Origin of the sequence: Mycobacterium sp. IS-836 (assembly GCF_001954275.1) — a bacterium.
GTDB lineage: Bacteria > Actinomycetota > Actinomycetes > Mycobacteriales > Mycobacteriaceae > Mycobacterium.
Map to the genome: position 1 here is coordinate 64,293 of NZ_MBEU01000037.1, position 26,231 is coordinate 90,523.

Genomic DNA, 26,231 nt, shown 5'->3' on the forward strand with positions numbered 1-26,231 from the left:
ACTCCCCGCTAGCCCTTACCGACTAGCCCTTACCGACGATGGCGTCGCGGGCCCGGTCCAGCATTGCCGCGAACGGACCCGCTACCAAGTTGGCCGCCTGCGACTCGACCCCGGCGTGCGGCCGGGTGGGTGCGATCGCCTCGGCGAGCTTGGCGGCGCGGCCCATGCTTTCGAGCTCGCGACTGCTCAATTCCTCGCCCAGCTTGGCGAACTCGTCGTTCTCCTCATGGTGCGCGTGATCGAGGACGGCGTCGCGGAGCTCGGTGAGCTCGCGGGTGAATTCCTCGCTGTCCACGTCGAGCTTTTCCAGCTTCTGCAGCACCGTCTTGGCTTCGTGCTCTTCCTCCAGCCGCTCGCCAACCACCGACTCCCCATCGGCAATCTTTCGTTTCGCCCGGGGGTGAACGATTTCCTCCTCGGCGGTTTCGTGGACGGCGAGCAGTTGCCGGAGTTCGACGAACGCCTTTTCCCGCGCCTCGCCGGACGCCGCAAGGGTTTTGGCGAAGAGCGACGTGATCTGCTCGTGCTGGCTGATGAGAAAGTCGACCACATCGGTGGGCGACGTAATGGCGTTCGGAGCCATGATGTCCTCCCCTTGATTGTCTTGTCGCGTGATGTCGCGCTGTGTTGGGCGCGCGGGCTGTTTTGCGCGCTTCCCAGCGGCTACCCGGCAGCACTTTCACCAAACGTTTCCCAGGTCATCGGGTGTAGGGGCGCGGCGGCGGGGTATTTCATCGACATGGGCGATCACAGGTGCCTGCTCCGACGCTTGGCCGTCGCCGGCGCGGCGCTGATCGCGACCGGATGTTCGACCCCGGGCACAACACTGGAGAGCGCTCCCGAGGTCCTGCTGTGGTCGGTGGGCGCCATGCTGCACCAGCCGGTGTGGTCGTATCGGACGCACGCCATGGTCGCGCTCACCGACGACAACCGGGTCGCCGAGGTCACGGGGGGCGCCCACGACCACGACGCCAAGACGCGGTTGTCCATGCCGATGGCGGTGGGGCGCAATCTCCAGATCAGTCAGAAAGACGACCGCATGGTATTCGTGCCGCAACCGGAGCGCGGCCGGGTCGCCGAGGTCGATCTTGAAAGTCTGCGCCAAGTCAAGGATTTCGACGCCGGACCGGCCCCGGCCTACCTCGCCGAAGACGCGGGCATGCGGGTGTTGCTTGCCCTGTCGGCAGACGGGAAGTCGGTGACGCCGGTGGAGCAGTATGGCTTCCGCAAGCTAGCGACCGCCGGCGTCACCGGCGATCCCGCGGACACCATCGACGGCGCCAACCGTGGGCGCGAGATCGACTACCACCTCTATGGCCCGTCGGGAATCCGCTACTACGAGGGCCCCTCGTCACCCCCCGAGGAGCAGGGTTCGCTGCACATGGACGCCACGGTCTCGGCGGGCGACGGTGCCAACGCCGAACGCACCTATATCGCAGGTCGCAACGACAGCACGCTTTATGCGATCGACGCGCGCCACGGCGAGAATGGGCTGGATGTGCTCGCCAGTGCCAAGCTGCCGTCGACGATCCGCGAACTCGGCACCGACGACAGCCGGATCTATGCCGCCACCGACCACGAGGTGGTGGTTCTCGAGACGGCGAGCTTCACCGGTTTCCCGGACGGGAAGATTCACGTGATCCGCGTCATCGACTACCGGGCCCATCTGCCCAGCGGCGCGGTCCAGTCGGCGCGCCTCTCGGGCATGGCGATCGGGCCCCACCGCGTATACCTCACACTGGCCGATGCGCCGTATGTGGTCAGCGTCGCCAAACCGCATCTGTGAGTAGGTGAGTAGAGGAGATACCGATGAGCGCAACACAAAACCCCACTCGCACGGCGGTCGAGATCGACGATGACGTCGAATTGATCAGCGGACAGATCAAGGCGCTCAAGGAACTCGGCAAAAAGGACGACGAAGCGGCGATAAGCGAAGGACAGCGCTACGACTTCAGCATCAGGTGGGGCACAGTGCTGGCGGGCCGGCTGCGTCGGCTGGTGCACTATAGCTCGCTGGGCCGGCTCGACGACGCCGACGAGCGCAGATTCCGGGCCTTGTGCGACGAGCTGCGCGCGCTATCGCATCTGATCGATCGATTCCGCCTCGCTCAGCCGAATTTCACCGAGGCCGCGCCCGCAACGGCCAAGCGCTTCCGTCGTCGCTCTCGCTGAGAAAGTCCTTCTCGGGCAAGACAATTCCGGTCCGCGGTTTGGCGCAGTCGGGGTTCTGACAGGTCAGCGCGACCATATAGGCATCGGAATCCTCATCGAGAAATAGGAAGCCGAGATAGAAGGCGTGGCCGACGTCGAAGTTCTTCTCGCCGCAGGATTCGCAGTAACCGCCCTTGGCCGCTACCTGTTCGAGCACTCGCTCGCGAGAAGCGGGATCCAGGTCGAACAGCTCGGGGCGCACGTTATTGCGTGGAACGTCGTCGGCCGCGTTTTCCGTAGGCGCGCTCATGTCAGATCTCCACGTCCTTGTCGTAATGGACGTTGTCTTCGCGCCAGCCGCCCAAACCGTAGCCGATGCCGCGATGGTCGTCGATGAACTCGATCTGGTAGATCCATTTCGCCATCTTGAAGCCCACCTGGGTCTCCACCCGTAACCGCAAGGGCGCACCGTGCTTGATGGGCAACGGCTTTCCGTTCATCTCATACGCCAGGATGGTTTGCGGCTTGTAGGCCAGCTCCAGGTCTATCACCTCGTAGAACTGCCCCTCTCCCTCGGCGCTTGGCTCGTCGCGGCCGGTGTCCTGCATCGTCAGACAACACACGTATCGCGCCTGCGGAAGCGGCCGCACCAGATCGGCGACCGAGGCCAGCGAAATCCCCTTCCACTCACCGATACTCGACCAGCCCTGCACGCAGTTGTGCAGCACGCGTTGACTTTCCGGCTCGGCAAGCGCGCGCAACGCGGCCAGGTCCAACGTCACCGGCCGTTCGACGAGTCCGCCGACCCGCAGCCGCCAGTCCACGAAGTTGTGCACCGCCATCACCTTGTAGGCGGGTGAACACGGCGGCTTGCCGTTGACTCGGTGCTCCTCCGAGAGCATCCGTTCCGGGTAGTTCTGTCGCGAGTCCAGCGGGCGCAACAGGATGAGCCGAGCGCGCGTCACCACCGCACCGAGTATGCGGCGAACCTGGACGGGGTTACGCAGACTCCAGACCGTCGCCGCCACATGGATGGCGACGATCACGCCGATGATCACGAACGACAACACGACCGCCAACGTGAGATTGCGTACCGAGCCGAAGATCATCGCGGCGTTGAGTTGACCCCAGCCCCAGAAAAAGATCATCGACAGGTGGACCGCGATGAAGATCAGGAACGCGACCAATCCGATGAAGTGCAGGCTGCGCGCCCATTGCCGTCCGCCGAGGAGCCGCACGAACCAGGGGAATCGAGCCTCGATGGCCGGCGATTGCGCCGCGCCGGTGAGGATCTGGAACGGCGCCAGCAGGAAGATGACACCGGCGTAGGTGAGTTTCTGGATGGCGTCCAGGGGTTCGCCGGGCAGCAACGACGGCAGGTTGAACGTCACATAGGCGACGACGTCGTTCCACGCCTCCCCGAAGATCGACCACGAGTACGGCCAGTACCGGTGCCATTGGCCGGTTGCGAACAGCAAGATGTAGTACGAAAGCCCCACCAAAATCCACCCGATCACCGAGACGAAGTGCCAATGGCGGCCCATCCCGAGCTTTTTATGGCCGGGCAGCGCGATCAGCGAGCTGTAGTCCTCCTCCTCGTCGAGGGTGTCGTAGAGCTTGTCGGTCGGCATTTTCTTGGTGGTGAAGCGCGCCCATTCGGTCCCAGGCTTGCTGTCGTCGCGCCAGTACAGCTTGGGATGGGTGGACAGAATCTCGATGCCGCTGCGCAGCAGTAACGTCAGAAACAGGACGTTGAGCCAATGATCGATGCGTAGCCACGCCGGGTAGTCGAGCACTGTGTCAGTCATGTGCCCGCTCAGTCCTCCCAGTGCTGCCGTCGCGGATAGGCGACGTTGATGCCCAGCAGCACCGATCCGTGCAATGCGATGAAGGCGCCCGCGAAGGCGAGCGTAAGCGTCGCCGGCGCGAAGTCCCACCTTCCGGTGACGGCAACCAGACCGGGCAGGCTTGCCATCCGGGTGCCGACGTCGACGGCGAGAACCGCGAACGCGAGCAAGCTACCCAAATACCAACCTGCCTGTGCCACACGAGGATTCCGCGCGTACCCGAGGCTGCCGGCAAACATCAGGCACAGCACGATCACCATGGCGGCGTACGCCTGAAAATAAGGCGGCAGCGCGTCTTGGCTGGTCCACACGTAGATGTGCATCGCAGCGATGCCGACCAGCAACAACGCGCCCAAGCCCGTTACGGCCCTGGGCAAATTAAACGCGACATATCCGCCCAGGCTGAGCACTCGAAACATCCGGCTTTGATGCCAACTTTCTGGCCATGTCTCGACAAGAAGGCCCACGATTCGCGCATACCCCGCCGCCGCAGGCTCAAACAGCGGCGCGCAGCCGGCGAAACGCGCTGGGCTGCTTGGAAAGTGACAGGATCCGGGTTGCGGTGGCATGGTTGCGCACTGACGCGGAGAGCCGTTGCGACGGTGGGCTTTTCACCGACGGGGAAGGCGGGGCGGGTGGCGCGGGGGGCCTCGTGGCGGGGTGACTTGGCCGTATGCCGGTTTCGGCGCAACATTGCCGGACACGCCCCTACGGAACGGGGTTGACCTTAGGGTGTTTTGCATGCTGACGGTGGGATCCGTGGTGGGCGGTTACCGCGTTGAGCGTGTCCTGGGCACCGGCGGGATGGGCGCGGTTTATCTGGCCGCTGACCCCGGCCTTCCGCGCCACATCGCGCTCAAGGTGCTCTCGGCCCAGCTGTCGCGCGACCCCGACTTCCGGGCGCGGTTCATCCGGGAGGCCGACATGGCGGCGGCCCTCGATCACCCCCAGATCGTGTCGGTGTACAACCGCGGGCAGACCGAGGACGGCCAGCTGTGGATCGCGATGCAGTTCGTCGACGGCACCGACGCCGATGCCGCGCTGCACGCGGGAACCATGAGCCCGCAACGCGTCGTGCACATCCTCGTCGAGGTGGCCAAGGCGCTCGACTTCGCGCATGCCCGCAACGTGGTGCACCGCGATGTCAAGCCCGCGAACTTTCTGCTTTCGGGGCCCATCGGTCCCGGCGAACGGGTCCTGCTCGGCGATTTCGGCGTGGCGCGCGCCCTCGACGACGTCGGCCTGACCGCGACGAATTCGGTGATGGCGACCGTCGCCTACGCCGCCCCGGAAGTGCTGTCGAATTCGCCGATCGACGGCCGGATCGACATCTACTCCCTGGGCTGCACCATGTTTCGGTTGCTGACGGGCAAGACGCCGTTCCCGGATACCAACGGGGTGGCGGGGGTGATGGCGGCCCACCTGTTCGCCCCGCCGCCCCGGGTCACCGAGCCGATGCCCTGGCTGCCGGTCGCGCTCGACCACGTCGTCGCCACCGCGATGGCCAAGGATCCCGCGGCCCGCTTCCCCTCGGCCGGCGCACTGGCCGAAGCGGCGGCCGCGGCGTTGCACGATCGCCCGGTGAGTGCGCCGTTGCCGCCCGTGCCCAGCCGCGAGGTCCGCGCCTATCCGCGAACCGACTCTCCGGCACGACCGGGCTGGGAGAACGGCGGTCCGCGCACCATGACCCCCTGGCCCGGTCCGCCCGCCCGGCGGCGCCGGCGCACCCTGATGGCCCTCGCGCTGTCCGCGGTGGCGGTGCTCGTTGTCGGCACGGTCGCCGTCCTGGCCTGGCCCAACGACTCGACCGAGAACCCCGGCGGCGCCTCCCGGTCGGGATCCGGGCCCCAGGCATCCGTGCCCGCTCTGGCCGACGGTCCGCCGGCAACCGATATCACCGCCGCGCAGCTACGGCCGATCCTGCTGACCACCGCGGAGATCGCGGGGGTCGCACACGGCGATACCGTCACCCTCGAGCGAGACGGCGCCGGCCTGCTCGACGACGCCGCGACGATCGACAACCAGCAGTGCCTGCCGGCCTGGGCCCCCGCGCAACAATCCGTCTACGCGAACAGTGCCTACACCGGCGTGGCCGCGCAGGAGTTGCGTGCCATGTACCAAAAGGCGTGGCAAGACAGCATCACCCAGGCCGTCATCGCCTTCCCGTCCCAGGACAAGGGCGGGTTGTCGTATATCTCCCAACGCGAGCAGTGGGGGCTGTGCGGTGGCAAAGCCGTCACGATCACCGCGCCCGGCGAGGGACCCCAGGTGTGGGAATTCGGCCAGCCGTTCACCACCTCCGGCGTCCTGACGATCTCGGCCGGCCTGCGCGGAGGCAACGCGTCCTGCCAGCACGGAATGATGGAGCGCGGCAACGTGATCATCGATATCGTCCAGTGCCATGCCGGCGGCGGGGCCGACGTCGGCGCGCTCGTCACCGCGACGGCCGCGAAAGTGCCCCGGCAGTGACAGGCGCTTACTGGGGCGGGCCCTGTGACAGAGAGGTCGAATCCATGACTGCATCGAATGCATCCGCGTCGATTCTCGCCACCGTGGGGGCCGCGCTGGCCGTCGCCGCAGTCACCGCCTCGTGTTCGAACGTCATCGGCGGCACCCCGGTGGCCCAGCACGGCGGCGCTCCGATGGCGGCGCCCGCGCCCGCCCCCACCACCTCGCTCTCCGCATCGCCCTCCGCGGAAGATCAGGTCCGCCAGACGGTCATGGCGTTTCAAGATGCCTACAACACCCAGAACTGGGACGCCTACACCGAGCTGATGTGCTCGGCGATGCGGGCCCAATTCGTCGGGCCGGTAATGGGTTACGTGAAGAAGGGTCGCGCCGAAACGGGCCTTACCTCGGTCAAAAACATCTCGGTCGCCATCACCGGCGACACCGCCACGGCGACGATGGACGCCCAGAACGAGGCCTTGGGCAGCCGCACGGTCAGCCTGCCCTTGAAACTCGAAGACGGCTGGAAGATCTGCAAAACATGAGCCCAATGCGGACCAGCCAACTGCGACACGGGAAACCAATGGCGGCGCTGCTCGCCGCTGCTCTGCTGGGCTGCAGCCACACGACCACGGCGGGCACCGCGCGTCCGGCGCCCCAATCGCCCTCGGGCCCTTCGGCATCGGTGAACGTACCCCTGCTCGACCCGGGCAATTACCCGATCGTCCCGCAGTCGCCGCTGGGCAATGCCGGTTCGGACCACGACGGCCGGCTCATCGAGGGCAGGCGCATGGCCGACTATGTCGTCGGTCCGTGGCAGGCCGACGCGGGGCTGTCCACCCGGGGATCCAGCAGCGCGGCCGTAGTGATCGAGGACTACCAGCAGCTCTCCCACGTGATGTGGACGCCGATTCTGGGCGGTGCCTATGGCTTGCCCTTCGTGGTCGGGTTTATGTCCGAGCGACAAGGCCCGGGCCCGGATTCACAGATGTTGCTGCGCAACGCGGTGCTGCGGTTTGCGGGTCCGGCCGCGGCATCGGCTGCGGCCCAAGGGATGTACGGGAAGGCGATGGCGATGCCCCGCGTTCCCAGCGCCACGCCCATCGTCACTGAACCCGAGCGCGCGGTCCCGGTCCCCGGCCATCCCGATGCCACCGCGGCGCTGCTGACCTTCCAGGAGGGCCCCCAGACGGTCCGCGAACTGAGCGTTTTCACCGCGCACGGTCCCTATGTTCTGGTCCAGGTCGCCCGGTGTCCCGCCGGCGCCGACTGCGAAGCTCCGCTGGCCGCGCGTAGCCTCGACCTTCAGATTCCATTGATCGACAAGTTTTCGCCGACTTCCGCCGACCAGTTCGCGGCGCTTCCCAGGGATCCCACCGGGCTGGTCGCCCGCACGCTGCCGCTGCCGCCCGATCAGGGCACCTCCACGACCGGGGCCACCTACCAGGTAGCGGGCGCGTTGCATCTGGAAGACAACCCCGCGCGAATCGGTCCCGCCCTGACGACCGCGGGTGTCGATCTCGTGTCGACCAGCCTGACGACCGTGTATCAAGCCAAGGACGCCGCGAGCGCGCAGACCTTGTCGCAGGCCTACAGCGACGCCGTGGCGGCCACCGCCGCGGCGCAAGGCGCCGCACCGGTGCCGGGGCTACCGCAGAGCCGTTGCACCAGGGTCGCCGGGGCCAGCGGGTTGGTGCCGCACTTCTGGTGCCTGGCGGCCGCCGGCCGCTACGCCATCAAAGCCGTTGCCCGCCAACTCGATACCGCACATCAACAGATCGCGGCCCAATATCGCATGCTGACCGGATAGCCGGACCGCGTTAAGGAGCGTTGAGGAGCGTTGAGGAGGCAGCTGGGGTGACCGACCCTCAGGATCCGTTCGGGGACAACCCTTTTACGTACGACCCGCTGGGTCGCGTCCCCTTCACGGGCCCGTCCGCCCCGCCGCCGGGCTTCCCGCCGCCAATCTTCACGCCACCGCCGACGCAACCGCCGTACCCGCCCCGCGTCAACGCCTTGGCGACGCTGTCGGTGGTGTTCGCGTTCGTGTTCGCCCCCGCGGGCGCGATTCTGGGGCACCTGGGGCTGGCGCAAATCCGGCGCACCGGTGAGCTTGGCCGTGACCGCGCCCTGGTCGGGGTGGTGCTGTCGTATTCGTTCATCACGATGGCGATCCTCGCCCTCGTCGGATGGGCCACCCTGACGGCGTTCCCGTCACGCCAGAACGCGGCACCGCCGAGTTCCGCAACCACCACCACCGCTACGGTGCCGCCACGACCCACCGTGGCGCCGGACAAGATCAGCACGCTGCTGCCCAATCTCGAGGACCTCAAACAGATCACCACCGACGAAAATCTGCGGCCCGGTCAAACGTGGGACCGGCCCATCAAGTCCGACAGGGAGGCAAGCATCGACCGGCCCGAGTGCTGGGAAAGCGTCATCCCCGGGGCCCCGGAGGCCTACAACGCGATCGTGCGCTACCACGCGGCCGAATTCGACGACACCCGTAGCTTCCTCAAATCGACCCAAGTCATGCAGGCCGTCGCCGCGTTCTCCGATCAGAATGCGGCCCAAGCGCAACTGGCGACACTGCTCGACGGTTGGCGCCAATGCGGCGGGACAACCGTGACGGTGACGGACCGCAGCGGACCGTCGTACCCCCTTTCCCTGAGCGCCCCCGCCGACGCCGGCAACGGCATCACGACGATGGACCTGACGCCGAAGGGATTGAAGGTGTGCTTCGTCCGCGCACTCGCCGCCAAGGCCAACGTCGTCATCGACCTCGAGGTAACCAACCTCGGCAGCACCGACGTCGGCGCCGCCCGGCAGACGGTGGTGAGCATCGCCAACTACATCCTCAACAAGATCCCCGGCTAGGGGTCACACTCGAAGCCCTAGGGTGAACCCATGAAGTATCTCGATGTCGATGGAGTGGGACGGGTCAGCCGGATTGGGCTGGGGACGTGGCAGTTCGGCTCGCGCGAGTGGGGCTATGGCGACAGTTACGCCTCCGGAGCCGCGCGTGACATCGTGCGCCGGGCCCTCGAGCTGGGGGTGACGCTGTTCGACACCGCCGAGGTGTACGGACTGGGCAAGAGCGAGCGGATCCTGGGCGAGGCGCTCGGCGACCAGCGCGCCGAGGTCGCGGTGGCCAGCAAGATCATGCCCGTGGCCCCCTTCCCCGCAGTGGTCAAGCAGCGCGAGCGCGCCAGCGCGCGCAGGTTGGGGCTGGACCGCATCCCGCTCTACCAGATCCACCAGCCAAACCCGGTGGTCCCCGATTCGGTGATCATGCCGGGGATGCGCGACCTGCTCGATGACGGAAAGATCGGCGCCGCAGGCGTTTCCAACTACTCGCTGGCGCGGTGGCGCAAGGCCGACGCCGCGCTCGGGCGGCCGGTCATCAGCAACCAGGTACATTTTTCGCTCGCCCACCCCGGCGCGCTGGAGGACCTAGTGCCCTTCGCCGAGCGCGAGAACCGCATCGTGATCGCCTACCAACCGCTGGAGCAGGGGCTGCTGGGCGGCAAATACGGCGTGGACAACCGTCCCGGCGGCGTCCGCGCGGTGAACCGCTACTTCGGCACCGAGAACCTGCGCCGCATCGAGCCGCTCTTGCAGACGCTGCGCGACGTCGGGACCGAGGTCGACGCCAGGCCGGCGCAGGTGGCGCTGGCCTGGCTGATCAGCCTGCCGGGCGTCGTGGCCATCCCCGGCGCGTCCAGCGTCGAACAGCTCGAGTTCAACGTCGCCGCCGCCGACATCGAGCTGTCGCCGGATTCCCGCGACGCCCTCACCGACGCGGCGCGCGCGTTCCGGCCGGTGTCGAACGGGCGATTTCTGCTCGACAAGGCCCGCGAAAAGTTGGGGGTGTAGGCCGGGTCTCAGGAGTGCGCCGTCTCCGCGAACGCCGGGGGGCTGGCGGGCGCGCCCCGTGCCACCACGACAGGCATCGACGTCGTCGCGTTGGTGCGCAGGATCGTGTGCACCACGTCGATGAGGTCCTCGACCGGCATCAGCTTGCCGGGCATGCATCCGCGGGACGCCCACAATGGGGCGGCCTTCATCGCGAGGTCCATGTCCCAGCCGGTGGTCATGCCCGTCGCCGCGTCGCCCTCGCCGCCTCCGCACTCCCCCACGATCAGGTTGGTGAATCCGACGTCGGGGTGTTCGGCCCGCCAGGCCTCCACCAGTCGTTCGAGGGCCGCCTTGCTGACGCCGTAGGCGCCGAGCCCCGGCCAGGGCGGCCCGAAGGTACCGGCGTCGGAGGCCAGGTAGACCACCTTGCCCGTCGACTCGGTCAGGTGCGGCATCGCCGCCGCCGTGACCAGCGCGGCACCGATCACGTTGGTGTCGAAGACGCGCCGCCACGTCTCGGCATCGGTATCGACCATGCGGACCAGCGGGCCGATGGCGGGTGTGTACACCAGGTTGTCGATGCCGCCGAACGCGTCCGCGACAGTGGCGATCGCGGACCGGCAGGAGGCCTCGTCGGTGACGTCGCATTCGACGGCGATCGCAGCCGACCCCGCCTCCTTCGCGGCGGCCTCGATACGCTCTCGGCGGCGGGCGAGCAGCGCGACTTGATCACCTCGTTGCGCCAGGCCAACGCCTATGCAGCGCCCGAGTCCACTCGAGGCGCCGACCACCACTGTCCTTGACATATTCACCCACTTCTGTAACGCAGCCGATGCACGCACAGCGTATCAGCGTGGGTTCAGCCCACCGGGTTCCCGCTCCGCGTGCAGCACCACGGCGGTGTGCGCGTCCACGGTGAGCGTGCCTCCCCCGGGCACTTCCTCCGCGGGCGTCTCCTCCTCGGGCCCGGTGTACACCGCCAGGCGCCAGGCGCAGCCGAATTCCTTTGGCGGAAGGGTGAATTCGATCGGTTCGTAGTGGGCATTGAAACACAGCAAGAACGAGTCGTCGATCACGCGCTGGCCCCGGGCATCGCGGTCGGGAATGCCGTCGCCGTTGAGAAACACCGCGACGGACTTGGCAAAACTCGCCTCCCAGTCCTCCTCGGCCATCTCGGCGCCGTCGGGGGTGAACCACGCGATATCGGGCAGGCGGTCCTGGCCACGGCGGCCCACCGGCTTGCCGGAAAAGAACCGCCGCCTGCGGAAAACCGGGTGGTTCGCGCGCACGGCCGACACCGCACGGGTGAACTCCAGCAGGCCGGCATCGGCGTCAGCCCAATCGATCCAGGTCAGCTCGTTGTCTTGGCAGTAGCCGTTGTTGTTACCACGTTGCGTGCGACCGAGTTCGTCGCCGTGGCAGATCATCGGCACCCCCTGGGACAACAGCAGGGTGGTCAGGAAGTTGCGCTGCTGACGGGAACGCAGGTCGTTGATCTGCCCGTCGTCGGTGGGCCCCTCCGCACCGCAGTTCCACGACCGGTTGTGGCTTTCGCCGTCGTTGTTGTCCTCGCCGTTGGCCTCGTTGTGCTTCTCGTTGTAGGAGACCAGGTCGCGCAGCGTGAAGCCGTCGTGCGCGGTGACGAAGTTGATCGATGCGACGGGGCGTCGCCCGGTGTGCTCGTAGAGGTCGGCCGACCCCGAGAGGCGGTAGGCGAATTCGTCGAGCGTGGCGGGCTCCCCGCGCCAGAAGTCACGAACGGTGTCGCGGTACTTGCCGTTCCACTCCGTCCACTGGGGCGGGAAATTGCCCACCTGGTAGCCGCCCGGCCCGACGTCCCATGGTTCGGCGATGAGCTTGACCTGGCTGACCGTTGGATCCTGTTGCACGAGTTCGAAGAACGCCGCCAGCCGGTCGACGTCGTAGAACTCCCGGGCCAGCGTCGCGGCGAGGTCGAACCGGAAACCGTCGACGTGCATCTCGGTCACCCAGTAGCGCAGCGAATCCATGATCAGCTGAAGTGAGTGCGGATGCCCAACGTTGAGGCTGTTCCCCGTGCCGGTGTAGTCCATGTAGTACCGCTTGTCGTCGTCGACCAGGCGGTAGTACGCAGGGTTGTCGACCCCGCGCATCGACAGGGTCGGGCCCAGGTGGTTGCCCTCCGCGGTGTGGTTATAGACGACATCGAGGATGACCTCGATCCCCGCCTCATGCAGATCGCGGACCATCGCCTTGAACTCCTGCACCTGCCCTCCCGGCGAGGTGGCGCTGGAATACTTCGTGTCCGGTGCGAAGAAGCCGATCGTGTTGTAGCCCCAGTAATTGTTGAGGCCCTTGTCGATCAGGGTGGAGTCATTGGCGAAGTGGTGCACCGGCATCAGCTCGATCGCGGTGACGCCGATGCTCTTGAGGTGCTCGATGATCGCCGGGTAGGCCACCGCGGCGTAGGTCCCGCGGATCTGTTCGGGGATGTCCGGGTGCGTCTTGGTCAGGCCCTTGACGTGCGCCTCGTAGATGACGGTGTCGGCGTACTCGTGACCCGGCGGGCGGTCGTAGCCCCAGTCGAAGAACGGATTGATCACCACCGACTTGGGCATGCTGGAGGCGGAGTCGACGTCGTTGCGGCTATCGGGATCGCCGAAGTTGTAGCCGAATAGCGACTGGTTCCAATCGAAGCTGCCGTCGATGGCCTTCGAATACGGGTCCAGCAATAGCTTGTTCGCATTGCACCGCAGTCCCGCTTCCGGCTGGTACGGACCGTGCACGCGATAGCCGTAGCGCTGGCCCGGCTCGATGCCCGGCAGGTAGCCATGCCAGACGAACGAGTCGACCTCGGGCAGCGCGATCCGTGTCTCGGCACCCACGTCGTCGAACAGGCAAAGCTCGACCCGCTCGGCCACCTCGCTGAACACCGCGAAGTTGGCCCCCGCTCCGTCGTACGTGGCGCCCAGCGGATACGCCTTGCCGGGCCACAATTCACCGGTGGGCGTGGGGGCGGAGGGTGCTGCGGTCATGGCGCACTTGATACCCGAGCAGTGAGGTGGTCAAACACGAGCCCGAAACCGCTTGGCAGACAACGCGATTAGGGCTTGAGCACCACCTTGACTGCTCCATCCCGCTTTTTCTGGAATATCTCGTAGCCGTGTGGGGCCTCGTCGAGAGGCAGCACGTGGGTGGCGAAGGTGTCGACGCCGAGCGGGTCGTCATCGGTGAGCAGCGGCATGATGTCGTCGACCCACCTCTTGACGTTGGCCTGACCCATCCGCAACGTCACTTGCTTGTCGAAGAGGGTGAGCATCGGCAGCGGGTCGGCCATTCCGCCGTAGACGCCGATCAGCGAGATGGTTCCGCCGCGCCGGACGATGTCGATCGCGGAGTACAGCGCGCTGAGCCGGTCCACGCCCGCCGTTTGCATCAGGCGCTTGGCCACCGCGTCCGGCAACACCCCGGTCGCCTGCTGGGCCAGCCGGGCGGCCGGGGAACCGTGGGACTCCATGCCCACCGCGTCGATCACCGAGTCGGCACCGCGCCCGTCGGTCAGGTCCCGAATCGCATCCCCCAGCGACGTGTCGAGCCGCCCCAGGTCGAGGGTGTGGATGCCGCGCTCGGCTGCGCGGGCCAGACGTTCGGCCACCAGGTCGACGGCGATGACGCGGTAGCCGAGGTGATCGGCGATGCGCGCGGCCATGTCCCCGATGGGCCCCAGGCCCAGGACGGCTACCGTGCCGCCATCCGGGATGTCGGCGTAGGCGACCGCCTGCCAAGCTGTCGGCAGCACGTCGGAAAGATAGACGAATCGCGAATCCGGCGGTCCCACAGGGACTTTGATGTGGGTGAACTGCGCCTGGGGTACCCGCAGCAATTCGGCTTGGCCGCCGGGAATTTCGCCGTAAAGCTCCGAGTAACCGAACAGCGCCGCCCCCATGCCCTGCTCGCGCACCTGGGTGGTTTCGCATTGCGTGAAGAGTTGATTGCGGCACATGTAGCAGCTGCCGCAGCAGATCTGGAACGGGATCACGACCCGATCGCCGACCCGCAGCTCGCCCACCTCCTCGCCGACCTCGCGGACGATTCCTATCGGTTCGTGCCCGAGGATGTCCCCGGGTTTCATGAAGGCCCCGAGGATTTCGTAGAGGTGCAGATCGGATCCGCAGATGTTGGTCGAGGTGATCTCGACGATGGCATCGGTCGGCAGCTCGATCTTCGGGTCGGGCACCGATTCCACGCGCACGTCGCGTTTCCCGTGCCAAGTGACAGCTTTCATGAACGGCTGGCTACCCGCGGCACGCCGGGCGAAACGGTACTGGGCTTTCGACGACCGCGCTAGCTCGATCGCTTCGACAGTCCCTGGATCACCGCCGTCGGCACTTTGATCGGATGTTCGTTTTCGATCAGCGCCCGCGCGACGTCGAACAACTTCGTGTTCGATTGCTGCGAGAGCCGGGCCAGCAGATCGAAGGCTTCGACGGCATCCAGGTTGAAGCGTTCCATGATGACGCCCTTGGCCTGACCGATGATGTCGCGCGACGCCAGCGCGCTGCGGAATTGATCGTGGCGCCGCATCATCGACCACGCCAGCGCGACGTGCGAGGCGAAAATGCCGCCGAGTTCGATTGATTCGTCGATGAATGCGTGCGGATGGTGGGCAAAAAAGTTCAGCGCCGCAGTGAGTTCGTGGCCATCGAACAATTCGAACGACAGGATCGACCGGATCGGAGTGTGCGCGAGCGCATATTGCCGATAGCGCGGCCAACGGCGGTCGACGGCCAGATCTGCGACGTGCATGACGTGGTGCTGCCAAGCGGCCGCGACGCACGGGCCTTCGCCGCATTGGTTCTGGATTTCGTCCAAGTCCACCGGGTAGCGGTGGGTGGCGACCACATTGGTGATCGCGTGGCCCCGCTCGGCCAGGGTGATCCCGGCGTAGTGGGACCCCGGCACGTGCTGAGTGCCACTCTCGATGAGTTCGCGCAGGCCGGCGCGGGTCTCGGTCCCTTGGCGGTCAAGACTGGCGACTAATTCCGCTAACTGAGCGACGACCGTGTTGTTGCTGTCGGGCATGCCATCACCCCCTCAGGAGTGCCGTTGCGGCCTGCCTCACGATGTCATCGTGGACCTCGGTGGGCGGGGTGGCTACGCAGAAAACGAAGTTCACCATCCAGAAAACGAAGTGGCCGGAAGCGGCCGACCCGGGCTCCCAGGGCCCCGGCGCGTATTCTCTTGGTGGCTAACGGCTTTCGTGCCAGCTACCGCCCTCGGCGGCGTCCGCCCTACACTCGGGTTGGTGACCTCAATCGTCATTGTCGGCAGCGGCTTCACCGGATTCACCTGCGCCCGTCGCCTCACCCGGATCCTCCGAAGACGGCGCGCGCCCGTCGACGTCACCATCATTTCGCCGGTCGACTACATGCTCTACACGCCGCTGCTGCCCGACGTCGCCGGCGGCGTCGTCGACGCTCGCTTTGTCGCGGTGCCACTGGCCAACACGCTCAAAGGCGTTCGTGCGGTGCGCGGTCGGGTGGATGGTGTCGACTTCGCGCAACGGACCCTGACCTACCGCGATCCCGAGGAACGCGCCCACCGCATGTCCTGGGACCGCCTGGTGCTCACCCCCGGGTCGGTCACGCGCTTGTTCGATGTGCCCGGAATCGCGACACATGCCCTGGGATTGAAGTCCACCGTCGAGGCCCTATACCTGCGCGACCACATCATCGAGCAGCTGGAGCTGGCCGGCCTCGAGGACGACCCGGAAGTGGCGGCGGCGCGGCGCACCATCGTGGTCGTCGGCGCGTCGTATTCGGGCACCGAACTGGTCGCGCAGCTACGGGCCCTGGCCGATGCGGCGGCCAAACAAATGGGCTTTGACGCCGCGGACGTGAAGTTTCTGCTGCTCGACACGGCCAAGCAGGTGATGCCGGAGGTGGGCAAGAGGCTGGGCGACGCCGCGCTCAAGGTGCTGCGCAAACGCGGCATCGATGTCCGGCTGGGCATGACGCTCAAGGAGGCGCACGCGGATCACGTTGTCCTCAGCGATGATTCGCGCATCGACACGCGCACGATCGCGTGGGTGACGGGCGTGACCGGCGCGCCACTGATCCAGGAGCTCGGGTTGCCGACAGAGAAGGGCCGGGTCAAGGTTCAGCCCGACCTGCAGGTGCCCGATCACGAAGGCGTCTTCGCGGCCGGTGATGCCGCGGCGGTACCCGACCTGACGCAACCCGGCAAGATCACGCCGCCCACCGCACAGCACGCGACCCGACAGGGCAAGGTACTCGCCCGCAACGTGGGGGCCAGCCTCGGCTACGGCAAGAGCAAGCAATACAAGCACGGCAACCTGGGCCTGGTGGTCGACCTCGGGCCTCGGTATGCCGTCGCCAATCCGCTCAATGTGCAGCTTTCGGGATTGCCCGCAAAAGCCGTGACGCGCGCATATCACCTGTATGCGATCCCGCGGCTGCTCAACCGCTGGGCGGTGTCGCTGGCGTACCTGACCGACACGATGTTCGACCGCTCGGTGGTGTCGTTCGGGTTGCCTTCCCTGCAGGACGCGCAGTTCGCGGCGAGCGAAGGCATCCCGATGCCCAAGACGAGCTGACTCGCCGTTTAACAGGGGCTGTTTAACTCGGCCGTTTAACTCGCCCGTTTAACTCGCCCGTTTAATTCGCACGGCGACGGGCAACCGGCAGTCGTGGGAAACGACTTCGACGACGACATGCTGGAGCAGTCCGAGAGCCTGGACTCTGACGAGGTACGCAACGACGACGGTGACACCGTGGTCGATCCGCCCGACAGGTGGATCAAGGCTGATGAAAACGAGTCTCTCGACGAGAAGCTCGCGGCAGAGAATTCTGGAAGGCCACGGGACGACGTATCGGGGCGCGATGAGTTGGACGGCATCGATCCGGACGCCCACGGTCGCGATAGCGGCCAGATCAGCGGGACGCCGGAGGACGGCGAATCATTCTTCGACGTACAGGAGTGACCCTGTTCGACACGCGGGGGATCGACACGCGGGGGTTCGACACGCGGGTCGAAATGCTGGATCGAAATGCGTTGTGCTGACTAGCCTTCCGCTGATTGTTGCGCCCGCGCGTAGGCAAGCTGCAGAAAGTCGGCCCCGGCCAGCGCGGAGAAGCTGCCGGCGATCAGGCGAGTGAACCTGGGCGCGAAGATCAATCCGATGGCGAACGCCGTGACGACCCACATGTCCAGGCAGAACGGGCAGGTCAACAACTCTCCCAGGCTGTGCCGCAATTGGCTGTCCTGCCGGACTTCCTCCTTGACCTCCGCCGGGCCGGCGGTGCCCGTGTAATGAGTAAACGGCGCCCGCAACGGGCTCGTCACGGCGTCCTTGGACAAGGTTCGGGAAAGCTTGTGGGTGCCCAGCGTCACCGTGACCAGGTCCTGCACGCGCCAGCGCGGCGGCAACGTGCGCCCGGTGAGTGCCGCGAGCACCGCGGCGACGGCCACCACAGTGCCGTAGATGCCCAAAACGGCCAGATACCCCGCCAGCGGGCGCGGATTGTCGCCGCGGTAGGCGGCGGCTTCGCGCCGTGCGGCGTCGGCCACGTCGTCTGCCACGTCCCCGGCGCCGGCCTGCGTGACTTCTCTCATTGCAACTCCTTCAGGGCCGCCCGGATCGGCGGCTCCAGCAGGCCGGATACCCGGTGCTGGCTTCATGAACCGTCCTCGCCGAGCCCACGACCCGCGAGGCGATGTGCGGTTTCGAACAGCAACGCGTGGACGAAGGCCTGCGGTAGGTTGCCGCGCAGCTGACGCTGCTCGACGTCGAATTCCTCGGCGAACAACCCGGGCGGTCCGCAGGCCGTCCGGCTGCGTTCGAACCATCGAACCGCCCGCAGATCGTTGCCCTGCTGATGATCTGCCAACGCCACCAGGAACCCGCACAGGAGAAAGGCCCCTTCGTCGTCCCCCAGCGCCCCGTCGTCCGGACGGAAGCGGTACACGAAGCCCTGCTGGGCCAGCTCCGAGCGCACCGCCTCGAGGGTGGCGACGGTGCGCGGGTCGTCCGCCGGGATCGCACCTCGGATCGCGGGCAGCACCAGCGCCGCGTCGATTCGCGAATCCCCCGGTGCCCGTTGCCATCTCCCGGATGGATGCAGGCAATCCGCGTCGGCGTCGGCGATCAATTGATCGGCCAGGTGCTGCCACTCGGCACCCAGCCGCGGCGGCGCCACCGCCCCGATGCTGCGCATCGCCGCCGCGCACGTCAGGCGGGAATGGGCCCAGCGCCGGTCGTCCAATTCCCAGATCCCGGCATCGGGTTCGCGCCAACGCTGTTCGATGTTGCGCACCAGCGTGTGGACCGCCTCCCAGTGCAGGCTGTCGAGGCGGTCGAGCCGGGCCGCCGCGGCAAAGAGCAGCAGGGCTTCGCCGTGGGCGTCGAGCTGGAATTGCTCTGCCACCCAATTGCCGGTCTTCACCGCGGCGCCGGGATACCCGGGCAGGTCGAGGTCGCGTTCGCGCGGCGGCGGACTGCCGTCGACCGCATAGGCCGGCCGCAGCCCTGGACCGTCCGCGAGGACGCGCTCGCTGACGAAGCGAATGGCGTCGTCGAGCAACGGGTAGCCGCCGGCGGCGGCCATCGCCTGCCCCGCATAGCACTGGTCGCGGATCCAGCAGTACCGGTAGTCGTAGTTGCGGCCCTGTTCGGCGCGTTCCGGCAACGATGTGGTCGCCGCGGCGACCATCCCGCCGCCGCTGCTCGTCAAACCGCGCAGCACCGCGTACGCGACCTCGCAGTCGCGGTCGGCCAAGGTGCCGGTGACCGCCGGAATCGCTTGCGCCCACGCGTGTTCGGTGGCTCGCCAGGCATCCTGTGCCCGTGTCGGTTCCGCATCCAGCTCATGGTCGGAAAGCTCGAGAACCAGGTCGTGGTCGCGTCCCGCGGCGACGTCCAGCACCGCATGCAGCGAACCGTCCTCGGCGAGTTTCGCGTTTTCGCCTCCCGCCCAACGGAATCGGTGGGGTCCCGACCTCCCGGTCCACACGCGGCCCCCATCGGTTTCGTGGCAGGAGACGTCCGACATGGCGTGCGCGCCGAAGTCGGCGCGGATGTCGAGCGCGATGCGCATTCGCGCAGGGCCGTCGATGACGTGGATGCGGCGCAGCAACACCGCGGTGTGCGCGTCGGTGGGCAGCGCCAGCGCCTCGCGGCACTCGACGATTCCGTCGGTGGTGACCCATCGTGAACGCCAGATCAACGACCGCGGTTCGTAATAGCCGCCCCAGACGAATCGCGACACATCGGGAGCGACGGCATACACGCCGCCGCCGCCGAGCAGGGAATTGAACACCGCACCGTCGTGCCAGCGCGGCAGACACATCCAGCAGTAGTCGCCGCGCGGCCCGACGAGAACTCCGCGTTCGCCGTCCGCGAGCAACGCGTACTGCCGCAATACGTGCGGGGGAAATTCGTCGGATAGCAGTTGTCATCCCTTTCGAAGCGAGCGAGCGCCGATTGGCGCCCTCACCCGCCGGGTACCCGATCCGCCATGGATCAGTCGCAAGCACCACTGTTGGACGCGCTGGCCGACTACCACCGCAGCAACCGCTACGGCTTCACCCCGCCGGGTCACCGCCAGGGCGCCGGGGTCGACGAGCGCGTGCTAGCCGTGATGGGTAAGGACCCGTTTCGCAACGACATCCTCGCCACCAACGGCCTCGACGATCGGATGTCCCGCGGCAAGTTTCTATCGAAGGCCGAGGACTTGATGGCCGACGCCGTCGGCGCGGAGGCGGCGTTCTTCTCCACCTGCGGCAGCTCGATGTCCGTGCGGGCCGCGACGATGGCCGTGGCCGGCGGGGCGGATGGCGGGCTGCTCGTCACCCGCGACTGCCACAAGTCGATCGTGGGCGGCTTGATCTTCTCCGGCGTCCGACCGAGGTGGATCACCCCGCAGTGGGACACCGAACGGCACTTATCTCATCCGCCCTCGCCGGAGCAGGTGCGGGCCGCATGGGACAAATATCCCGACGCGGCTGGTGCCCTCATCGTCAGCCCGAGCCCGTACGGCACGTGCGCCGACATTGGAGCCATCGCCGACATCTGCCACAAGCGCGGCAAGCCGTTGATAGTCGACGAGGCCTGGGGAGCGCACCTTCCGTTCCACGAGGACCTGCCGACGTGGGCGATGGATGCGGGCGCCGACGTCTGCGTAGTCAGCGTCCACAAGATGGGCGCGGGGTTCGAGCAGGGATCCGTATTCCACCTGCAGGGGGATCTGGTTGACCCGCAACGCCTTTCGAAGTGCGCCGATCTGCTGATGACCACGAGCCCCAACGTCCTCGTCTACACCGCACTCGACGGTTGGCGGCGCCAGATGGTCGAGCGTGGCCACGATTTGCTCGGCGCCGAACTCGACCTTGCCCGCTATCTGCGAGCACGTCTGGACGAGATCGGCGACGTCGAGGTCCTCGAGGACGAGCTGCTGGGCAAGGAGGCCTCGAGCGATCTGGACATCACCCAGGTGTTGATGGACCTCTCCGCGACCGGAACGTCGGGATATCAAGCCGCGGACTGGCTGCGCGAGCACTGCAATCTCGATCTCGGTCTCAGTGATCACCGCCGGATCTTGGCGACGATGTCGTTCGCCGATGACAAGCAAACCGCGGACCGCCTGGTGGACGCGATGCACAAGTGGCGCGAGGCGGCCGAGGACTTCGACCGGCCGCCGTCCATCAAGCTGCCCGCCCCGGACGAGCTGGAACTTCAGACCGTCTGCCTACCCCGGGACGCGTTCTTCGGGCCGACCGAAATGGTGCCCGCCGCCAAGGCCGCCGGCCGCGTTGCGGCCGAGCTGATCACCCCGTATCCGCCCGGCATCCCCGCCGTGGTGCCCGGCGAACGTCTCAACGACGCCGTGATCGACTACCTGCGGTCGGGTGTCGAAGCGGGCATGACGCTGCCCGACCCCGTCGATGCGAACGCACAACAGTTCCGGGTGGTCGCGGCCTAGCGGTAGCTCCTAGGTCGCGTTGTCGTTCGTCTTCTTCGCGGCACCACGCAAGGTGCGATTGGTGGACCGCAGATCCGTGTTGGCCGCGGAGAGCGCGGCATTGTCGTCTTCCAGGCTGAGGATGCGGGCGATGCCCGCCAGGTTGACCCCGGAGGCGACCAGCTCGCTGATGCGCTGTAGCCGGGCCAGGTCGTCGGCGCTATAGCGCCTGGTGCCTCCGTCGCTTCGCGCCGGGCTCAGCAGTCCGTGACGCTCGTACAGGCGCAGGGACTGTACCGGGATACCGGAAAGTTCGGCGGCCACGGAAATGCCGTACACCCCGTGATCGGATGCCGGCCCACCGTTATCACCAGGTGTGTCGGCCATCGGTCAACTCCTTAACTAACTCGGATAGAAAACCTGTGTACCACACTTGCGATGATGTGTCGATAGTGCTATACCAAATCTATGTCATTAGACATAGGTAATAGCCGCTTCACAACAGATTGGAGTGAGAGGTGACAGCCATGCTGATGCGTACTGACCCGTTCCGTGACCTGGACCGCTTCGCTCAGCAAGTATTAGGCACGGCAGCCCGGCCTGCGGTGATGCCGATGGATGCCTGGCGTGAGGGCGAGGAATTCGTTGTCGAGTTCGACATGCCCGGCATCAACCCCGACTCGCTGGACATCGACATCGAGCGCAACGTGGTGACCGTGCGTGCCGAGCGGCCCGCCGTCGACCCCAACCGCGAAATGTTGGCCGCCGAGCGATCACGCGGGGTGTTCAGCCGCCAGCTCGTCCTCGGGGAAAACCTCGACACCGACCGGATCGAGGCCTCCTACAACGAGGGCGTCCTGAGCCTGCGCATCCCGGTCGCCGAAAAGGCCAAGCCGCGCAAGATTTCCGTCGCGCACGGCAACGGCCACAAGGCGATCAATGAAAACGCCGGCAAGCGGGAGGTCATCGACGCCTGATCATCGATGGGCGCGCGGCGGCCCGACCGGCACGGCCGACGAATCCCGTCGGCGGCCGCGGCCGCCGCCGCCGGCCACGCCACCGCCGATAGCGGGTTGTACCAGCGGTAGTGTGGCAAGATATCGAGCCTGTCCTCGGCGTTCAACAGCTAGCGCCGCTCCCACCACGCCACTGCGCGATGTCACGCACCTACCCCTTTGTGCGGGGTCGCTCATGCGCACATAACGGCGGTCGGTTTTGCCGCAGCGAACTGCACCGAGGAGACGCATCACGATGAATTGGAACCTGGACGGCCAATCGGCCGACGTCGAACAAGCCTTGGCCGGCGGATCGCCGCAGCGCGCGGGCTGGTTCCGGTTCTACTTCGCCGATCAGCGGTGGGAATGGTCCGAACAGGTGCAGCGCATGCACGGCTACGAGCCCGGCACCGTCACCCCGACCACCGAGCTGGTGCTGTCCCACAAACACCCCGACGACCGCGGACAGGTGGCGGCCACCATCCACGAAATCCTGGACACCCATAAGGCGTTCAGCACCCGCCATCGCATCATCGACACCAAGGGAAATGTGCACTACGTCGTCGTGGTCGGCGACCAACTGCACGGCGGCAACGGCGACGTGATCGGAACCCACGGGTTCTACGTCGATGTCTCCCCGCTGTACGACCAGGAGCGCGAGGAGATGGTCACGGCGAAGTTGGCCGAGATCACCGAGCACCGCGCGGGCATCGAGCAGGCCAAAGGCATGCTGATGCTGATCTATGGCATCAGTGACACCGCCGCGTTCGACCTGCTGAAGTGGCTGTCGCAGGAAACCAACATCAAGCTTCGTCTGTTGGCCGAACGGATCACCGACGACTTCCGCGCCATCGGCCCCACGCTGACCTCTCAAACGGAGTTCGACCATTTGTTGATGACCGCGCATTCGCGCGTCGACCCCGACGAACAGCCCGTGGAGTGATTAAGGCACTGGCGTTAGTTTGCTGATGGGCCTGGGGGATTCCCGCCCTGGGATCCGCCTCTAATTGCCGCCAAGGCCGTCATTTCTTGCTAGGAATGACGATGACGACGATTAACGTCAAGATTGAGAAGAACAGTCCGAGTATTCCCCAACCCAGAGGGTTGCGGCCCTTGGTTGCCGCGATGATCGCGCAAACAAACGCCGCGATAACACTGCCGATGGCGACGAATATGCCCTTGATTCCACGAAGAATCATCCCCGCGGCAAGCGGGTCCGAACTCGCCAAAATCATCGAGTGCAACATGTCAGGCCTTTCTGGTGGGGGCTTCAGGGTGATACCCGCCCGGTCGCGGATTAAAACCGCGCCGGGGGCGACCCCATGTTTGACGGGTTTGAAGGCCCACGGCCTATTGCATTAACTCAGGGCGATGATTTCGTCGCCTTTGGCCTTCATAGCCCATTTGCTACGGGACCGCCCGGTGTTCTGCCGCTCAGAGCTCGTCGGAGAAATCGGCGGTGAGCCAACGGTCGGGGCGGATGGTGAACAACACGCTGTCCTGACCCTCCATACTTTGGACGAACTGGCGCCCACCCTCCTCGCCGAGGTAACGGATCGCGATGGCTTCCCGTGCCTCGAGCGGGGCGGGTGAGGTGCTCTCGACGACGGTGCCCTCGACGACCACGTATTGATACGGTGGCTCCTCGCGCTGGACGACCAAGGTCACCGCGCCGGCCCGGTCGATGAGCTTGGCCTTGCGGGTCCCCGGGCCGGTGTTGAACCGGATGTCTCCGCCAGGGGTGTAGTCGTACCAAATCGGGACGCTGGCCGGCGGCCGGCCGTCGGCGGCGTCGACGGACAACACCCCCACATGCTTCGCTGCGAGGAATTCCTGACGTTCGGCTTCGCTGAATGGATGCATGGCCGCGTCAACGCGCCGGCGGCGCGCGGGTATTCCCCAGACCTGGGCGAAAACGGTTTGGCGACAACCGTGTTAGCCCGGTTTTCCGCGCGCGAACCGGGGTAGCTGACTATGCGAACACCCCGTACGGATGGAGACCCAATGACCACCGCTGAACAACCGGCACCCGAAGGTGACAAACAACCCCCACAAGCCGCATCCGTCGATTCGCCTGAGGACGGTTCCGACGACAACGACGCCGATTCGGAGGACAAGTCTTCCTGACGACCGGCGACCTGGCGTTGCAGGCGGAATAGTCTGGTGAGGTCTTGCTTTGGGAGGAGAACGTTATGCCCGCACCGTCCGCCGAAGCCTTCGATCGCTTGCGTCAGCTGGCGGCGATCAAAGACCTCACCGCACGCGAGACCAAAACCATCGAAGAGGTGTTCACCGGCAAGCCGCTGACCACGGTCCCGGTCGGCACGGCCGACGACGTCGAAGCGGCATTCGCCGAAGCTCGTGCGGCACAGATCGACTGGGCGAAACGCCCGGTCACCGAGCGCGTTGCGGTCATCCGCCGCTATCGCGACCTGGTCATCGAGAACCGCGAGTTCTTGATGGACCTCCTGCAAGCCGAGGCGGGCAAGGCCCGATGGGCGGCGCAGGAGGAGATCGTCGACCTGATGGCGAACGCGAACTACTACGTCCGGGTCGCCGCGGACCTGCTCAAGCCGCGCAAAGTGCAGTCGCTGCTCCCGGGGATCGGCAAGACCACGGTCGGCTATCAGCCCAAGGGCGTCGTCGGCGTGATCTCGCCGTGGAACTACCCCATGACGCTCACGGCCTCGGACTCGGTGCCCGCGCTCATCGCCGGCAACGCGGTGGTGCTCAAGCCGGACAGCCAGACACCGTATTGCGCGCTCGCGTGTGCCGAGCTGTTGTACAAGGCCGGCCTGCCGCGCGCGCTATACGCGGTCGTGCCCGGCCCCGGCTCGGTCGTCGGCACCGCCATCACCGACAACTGCGACTACCTGATGTTCACCGGCTCGTCGGCGACGGGGAGCCGGCTCGCCGAACGTTGTGGCCGTCGGCTCATCGGCTTCTCGGCCGAACTCGGGGGTAAAAACGCGATGATCGTCGCGCGGGGAGCAAACCTCGACAAGACCGCCAAAGCGGCCACCCGCGCGTGCTTTTCGAACGCGGGCCAGCTCTGCATCTCCATTGAGCGGATCTACGTCGAGAAGGACATCGCCGACGAGTTCATCAGCAAGTTCGGCGCCGCGGTGCGCAATATGAAGCTGGGCACCGCGTACGACTTCTCGATCGACATGGGCAGTTTGATCTCCGCGGATCAGCTGGAGACGGTCACCGACCACGTCAACGACGCAACCGCCAAGGGCGCCAAGGTGATTGCGGGAGCCAAAGCTCGACCCGACATCGGTCCACTGTTCTACGAACCCACGGTCCTGACCGACGTGACGCCCGAGATGGAGTGCGCGGCCAACGAGACGTTCGGGCCACTCGTGTCGATCTACCCCGTCGCCGACGTGGACGAAGCCGTCGAGAAGGCCAACGACACCGAGTACGGACTCAACGCCAGCGTCTGGGCCAGCTCTCCCGCGGAGGGCCAGAAGATCGCGGCCCGCTTGCGCTCGGGAACGGTGAACGTCGACGAGGGGTACGCGTTCGCGTGGGGCAGCCTCAGCGCCCCGATGGGCGGGATGGGCGTCTCCGGCGTCGGCCGCAGACATGGTCCGGAGGGCCTGCTGAAGTACACCGAATCGCAGACGATAGCGACCGCCCGCGTGTTCAATCTCGATCCGCCCCTTGGCATTCCGTCGACGTTGTGGCAGAAGTCGCTGTTGCCGATCGTGCGGACGGTCATGAGGCTTCCCGGCCGTAACTGACGTAGACCGGGCCGCCCCGCTCCATCGATCGATCACCTGGCCGGCGTGACCAGGCGATCGCCGACCCACAGCGTGTCGTAGCCACGTCCTCGAGTCCGCGGCAGAACGCGCTCAGACCGGCGGCGCTGCTGAGAGCGGACCCGACGATGGGCAGTGCGAAGCCAAGCTTCATCGCGAATCCTTTCGGTGATTCATCAACCATTGTTTGGGCACAGGTCGCTCCTG

Annotated in this window: 27 protein-coding genes; 14 read left to right on the top strand and 13 right to left on the bottom strand. The window is 66.4% G+C overall.

Annotated elements, in window-relative coordinates; all coding sequences use genetic code 11:
* Positions 1-22: 22 nt before the first annotated feature.
* On the bottom strand, positions 23-583 hold the full coding sequence (locus A5747_RS11400) for a hemerythrin domain-containing protein (protein ID WP_076124121.1): 561 nt from the start codon (positions 581-583) through the stop codon (positions 23-25).
* 156 nt (positions 584-739) lie between these two features.
* Here A5747_RS11400 and A5747_RS11405 point away from each other — a divergent pair, with 156 nt between their 5' ends.
* Both A5747_RS11405 and A5747_RS11410 read left to right on the top strand, forming a co-directional pair.
* Positions 740-1,786: a hypothetical protein gene (locus A5747_RS11405; protein WP_076124123.1), complete on the top strand. Its 1,047-nt coding sequence runs from the start codon at positions 740-742 to the stop codon at positions 1,784-1,786.
* A 23-nt stretch (positions 1,787-1,809) separates the two neighbouring features.
* Entirely contained in the window at positions 1,810-2,172 is a 363-nt protein-coding gene (locus tag A5747_RS11410) for a hypothetical protein (RefSeq protein ID WP_076124126.1), read from the top strand.
* On the opposite strand, the gene A5747_RS11415 is transcribed toward A5747_RS11410, so the two are convergent.
* The 3 genes from A5747_RS11415 to A5747_RS11425 are packed head-to-tail and all read right to left on the bottom strand — an operon-like array spanning position 2,120 to position 4,417.
* Positions 2,120-2,461 carry a hypothetical protein gene (locus tag A5747_RS11415; RefSeq protein ID WP_076124128.1) on the bottom strand — a complete coding sequence of 114 codons (342 nt, stop codon included), beginning with the start codon at positions 2,459-2,461 and terminating at the stop codon, positions 2,120-2,122. The two genes, A5747_RS11410 and A5747_RS11415, sit on opposite strands and share 53 nt — an antisense overlap.
* A gap of 1 nt (position 2,462) precedes the next feature.
* Positions 2,463-3,959 carry a molybdopterin-dependent oxidoreductase gene (locus A5747_RS11420; protein WP_076124131.1) on the bottom strand — a complete coding sequence of 499 codons (1,497 nt, stop codon included), beginning with the start codon at positions 3,957-3,959 and terminating at the stop codon, positions 2,463-2,465.
* Between the two features lie 8 nt (positions 3,960-3,967).
* On the bottom strand, positions 3,968-4,417 hold the full coding sequence (locus tag A5747_RS11425; protein WP_142245529.1) for an oxidoreductase: 450 nt from the start codon (positions 4,415-4,417) through the stop codon (positions 3,968-3,970).
* A gap of 322 nt (positions 4,418-4,739) precedes the next feature.
* Here A5747_RS11425 and A5747_RS25670 point away from each other — a divergent pair, with 322 nt between their 5' ends.
* From A5747_RS25670 to A5747_RS11450, 5 genes are read left to right on the top strand one after another with little or no spacing between them, the layout of a single operon-like run.
* Positions 4,740-6,467 (top strand): serine/threonine-protein kinase PknH/PknJ, encoded by a 1,728-nt coding sequence (locus A5747_RS25670; RefSeq protein WP_076124133.1) that lies wholly within the window; start codon positions 4,740-4,742, stop codon positions 6,465-6,467.
* A gap of 44 nt (positions 6,468-6,511) precedes the next feature.
* A complete protein-coding gene (locus A5747_RS11435; RefSeq protein ID WP_076124135.1) occupies positions 6,512-6,991 on the top strand; it encodes a hypothetical protein in 480 nt (159 codons plus the stop codon).
* Between the two features lie 5 nt (positions 6,992-6,996).
* On the top strand, positions 6,997-8,256 hold the full coding sequence (locus tag A5747_RS11440) for a hypothetical protein (RefSeq protein ID WP_076124137.1): 1,260 nt from the start codon (positions 6,997-6,999) through the stop codon (positions 8,254-8,256).
* 47 nt (positions 8,257-8,303) lie between these two features.
* Positions 8,304-9,323 carry a sensor domain-containing protein gene (locus A5747_RS11445; RefSeq protein WP_076124140.1) on the top strand — a complete coding sequence of 340 codons (1,020 nt, stop codon included), beginning with the start codon at positions 8,304-8,306 and terminating at the stop codon, positions 9,321-9,323.
* Positions 9,324-9,353: 30 nt separating this feature from the next.
* Complete coding sequence (locus tag A5747_RS11450; RefSeq protein WP_076124142.1) at positions 9,354-10,322, top strand: aldo/keto reductase; 969 nt, start codon at positions 9,354-9,356, stop codon at positions 10,320-10,322.
* 8 nt (positions 10,323-10,330) lie between these two features.
* Here the strand turns inward: A5747_RS11450 and A5747_RS11455 are convergent, their stop codons facing one another.
* From A5747_RS11455 to A5747_RS11470, 4 genes are all read right to left on the bottom strand, one after another.
* Positions 10,331-11,098, bottom strand: a complete 768-nt coding sequence (locus A5747_RS11455; protein WP_083700352.1) for an SDR family oxidoreductase — start codon at positions 11,096-11,098, stop codon at positions 10,331-10,333.
* Between the two features lie 54 nt (positions 11,099-11,152).
* The gene (gene glgX, locus A5747_RS11460; RefSeq protein WP_076124146.1) at positions 11,153-13,318 is read right to left on the bottom strand and encodes a glycogen debranching protein GlgX; all 2,166 of its coding nucleotides are present in this window, start codon (positions 13,316-13,318) and stop codon (positions 11,153-11,155) included.
* A gap of 68 nt (positions 13,319-13,386) precedes the next feature.
* Positions 13,387-14,568, bottom strand: a complete 1,182-nt coding sequence (locus A5747_RS11465) for a zinc-dependent alcohol dehydrogenase (RefSeq protein ID WP_076124148.1) — start codon at positions 14,566-14,568, stop codon at positions 13,387-13,389.
* A gap of 59 nt (positions 14,569-14,627) precedes the next feature.
* Positions 14,628-15,365 (bottom strand): GAF and ANTAR domain-containing protein, encoded by a 738-nt coding sequence (locus A5747_RS11470; RefSeq protein ID WP_076124151.1) that lies wholly within the window; start codon positions 15,363-15,365, stop codon positions 14,628-14,630.
* A 223-nt stretch (positions 15,366-15,588) separates the two neighbouring features.
* On the opposite strand from A5747_RS11470, the gene A5747_RS11475 reads away from it, so the two are divergent.
* Complete coding sequence (locus tag A5747_RS11475; RefSeq protein ID WP_076124218.1) at positions 15,589-16,899, top strand: NAD(P)/FAD-dependent oxidoreductase; 1,311 nt, start codon at positions 15,589-15,591, stop codon at positions 16,897-16,899.
* A gap of 117 nt (positions 16,900-17,016) precedes the next feature.
* Positions 17,017-17,286, top strand: coding sequence for a hypothetical protein (locus tag A5747_RS11480; protein ID WP_076124220.1), 270 nt, complete (start codon positions 17,017-17,019; stop codon positions 17,284-17,286).
* Positions 17,287-17,366: 80 nt separating this feature from the next.
* On the opposite strand, the gene A5747_RS11485 is transcribed toward A5747_RS11480, so the two are convergent.
* On the bottom strand, positions 17,367-17,918 hold the full coding sequence (locus tag A5747_RS11485; RefSeq protein WP_076124153.1) for a DUF1360 domain-containing protein: 552 nt from the start codon (positions 17,916-17,918) through the stop codon (positions 17,367-17,369).
* A 62-nt stretch (positions 17,919-17,980) separates the two neighbouring features.
* On the bottom strand, positions 17,981-19,723 hold the full coding sequence (locus tag A5747_RS11490; RefSeq protein ID WP_233148020.1) for a glycoside hydrolase family 15 protein: 1,743 nt from the start codon (positions 19,721-19,723) through the stop codon (positions 17,981-17,983).
* A 96-nt stretch (positions 19,724-19,819) separates the two neighbouring features.
* Here A5747_RS11490 and A5747_RS11495 point away from each other — a divergent pair, with 96 nt between their 5' ends.
* Entirely contained in the window at positions 19,820-21,283 is a 1,464-nt protein-coding gene (locus A5747_RS11495) for an aminotransferase class I/II-fold pyridoxal phosphate-dependent enzyme (protein ID WP_076124157.1), read from the top strand.
* Between the two features lie 9 nt (positions 21,284-21,292).
* Here the strand turns inward: A5747_RS11495 and A5747_RS11500 are convergent, their stop codons facing one another.
* A complete protein-coding gene (locus A5747_RS11500; RefSeq protein ID WP_076124159.1) occupies positions 21,293-21,649 on the bottom strand; it encodes a helix-turn-helix transcriptional regulator in 357 nt (118 codons plus the stop codon).
* 140 nt (positions 21,650-21,789) lie between these two features.
* Between A5747_RS11500 and A5747_RS11505 the strand changes: the two genes are divergently transcribed.
* Both A5747_RS11505 and A5747_RS11510 read left to right on the top strand, forming a co-directional pair.
* The gene (locus A5747_RS11505) at positions 21,790-22,239 is read left to right on the top strand and encodes an Hsp20/alpha crystallin family protein (protein ID WP_076064549.1); all 450 of its coding nucleotides are present in this window, start codon (positions 21,790-21,792) and stop codon (positions 22,237-22,239) included.
* A 274-nt stretch (positions 22,240-22,513) separates the two neighbouring features.
* A complete protein-coding gene (locus tag A5747_RS11510; protein WP_076124161.1) occupies positions 22,514-23,200 on the top strand; it encodes a PAS and ANTAR domain-containing protein in 687 nt (228 codons plus the stop codon).
* Positions 23,201-23,279: 79 nt separating this feature from the next.
* On the opposite strand, the gene A5747_RS11515 is transcribed toward A5747_RS11510, so the two are convergent.
* Complete coding sequence (locus A5747_RS11515; RefSeq protein WP_233148021.1) at positions 23,280-23,492, bottom strand: deoxyribodipyrimidine photolyase; 213 nt, start codon at positions 23,490-23,492, stop codon at positions 23,280-23,282.
* A 199-nt stretch (positions 23,493-23,691) separates the two neighbouring features.
* Positions 23,692-24,120: a TIGR03618 family F420-dependent PPOX class oxidoreductase gene (locus A5747_RS11520; protein WP_076124165.1), complete on the bottom strand. Its 429-nt coding sequence runs from the start codon at positions 24,118-24,120 to the stop codon at positions 23,692-23,694.
* A 141-nt stretch (positions 24,121-24,261) separates the two neighbouring features.
* On the opposite strand from A5747_RS11520, the gene A5747_RS25640 reads away from it, so the two are divergent.
* Both A5747_RS25640 and A5747_RS11525 read left to right on the top strand, forming a co-directional pair.
* Entirely contained in the window at positions 24,262-24,384 is a 123-nt protein-coding gene (locus A5747_RS25640) for a hypothetical protein (RefSeq protein WP_255376709.1), read from the top strand.
* Positions 24,385-24,449: 65 nt separating this feature from the next.
* Positions 24,450-26,006 (top strand): succinic semialdehyde dehydrogenase, encoded by a 1,557-nt coding sequence (locus A5747_RS11525; protein WP_076124167.1) that lies wholly within the window; start codon positions 24,450-24,452, stop codon positions 26,004-26,006.
* Positions 26,007-26,231 lie beyond the last annotated feature (225 nt).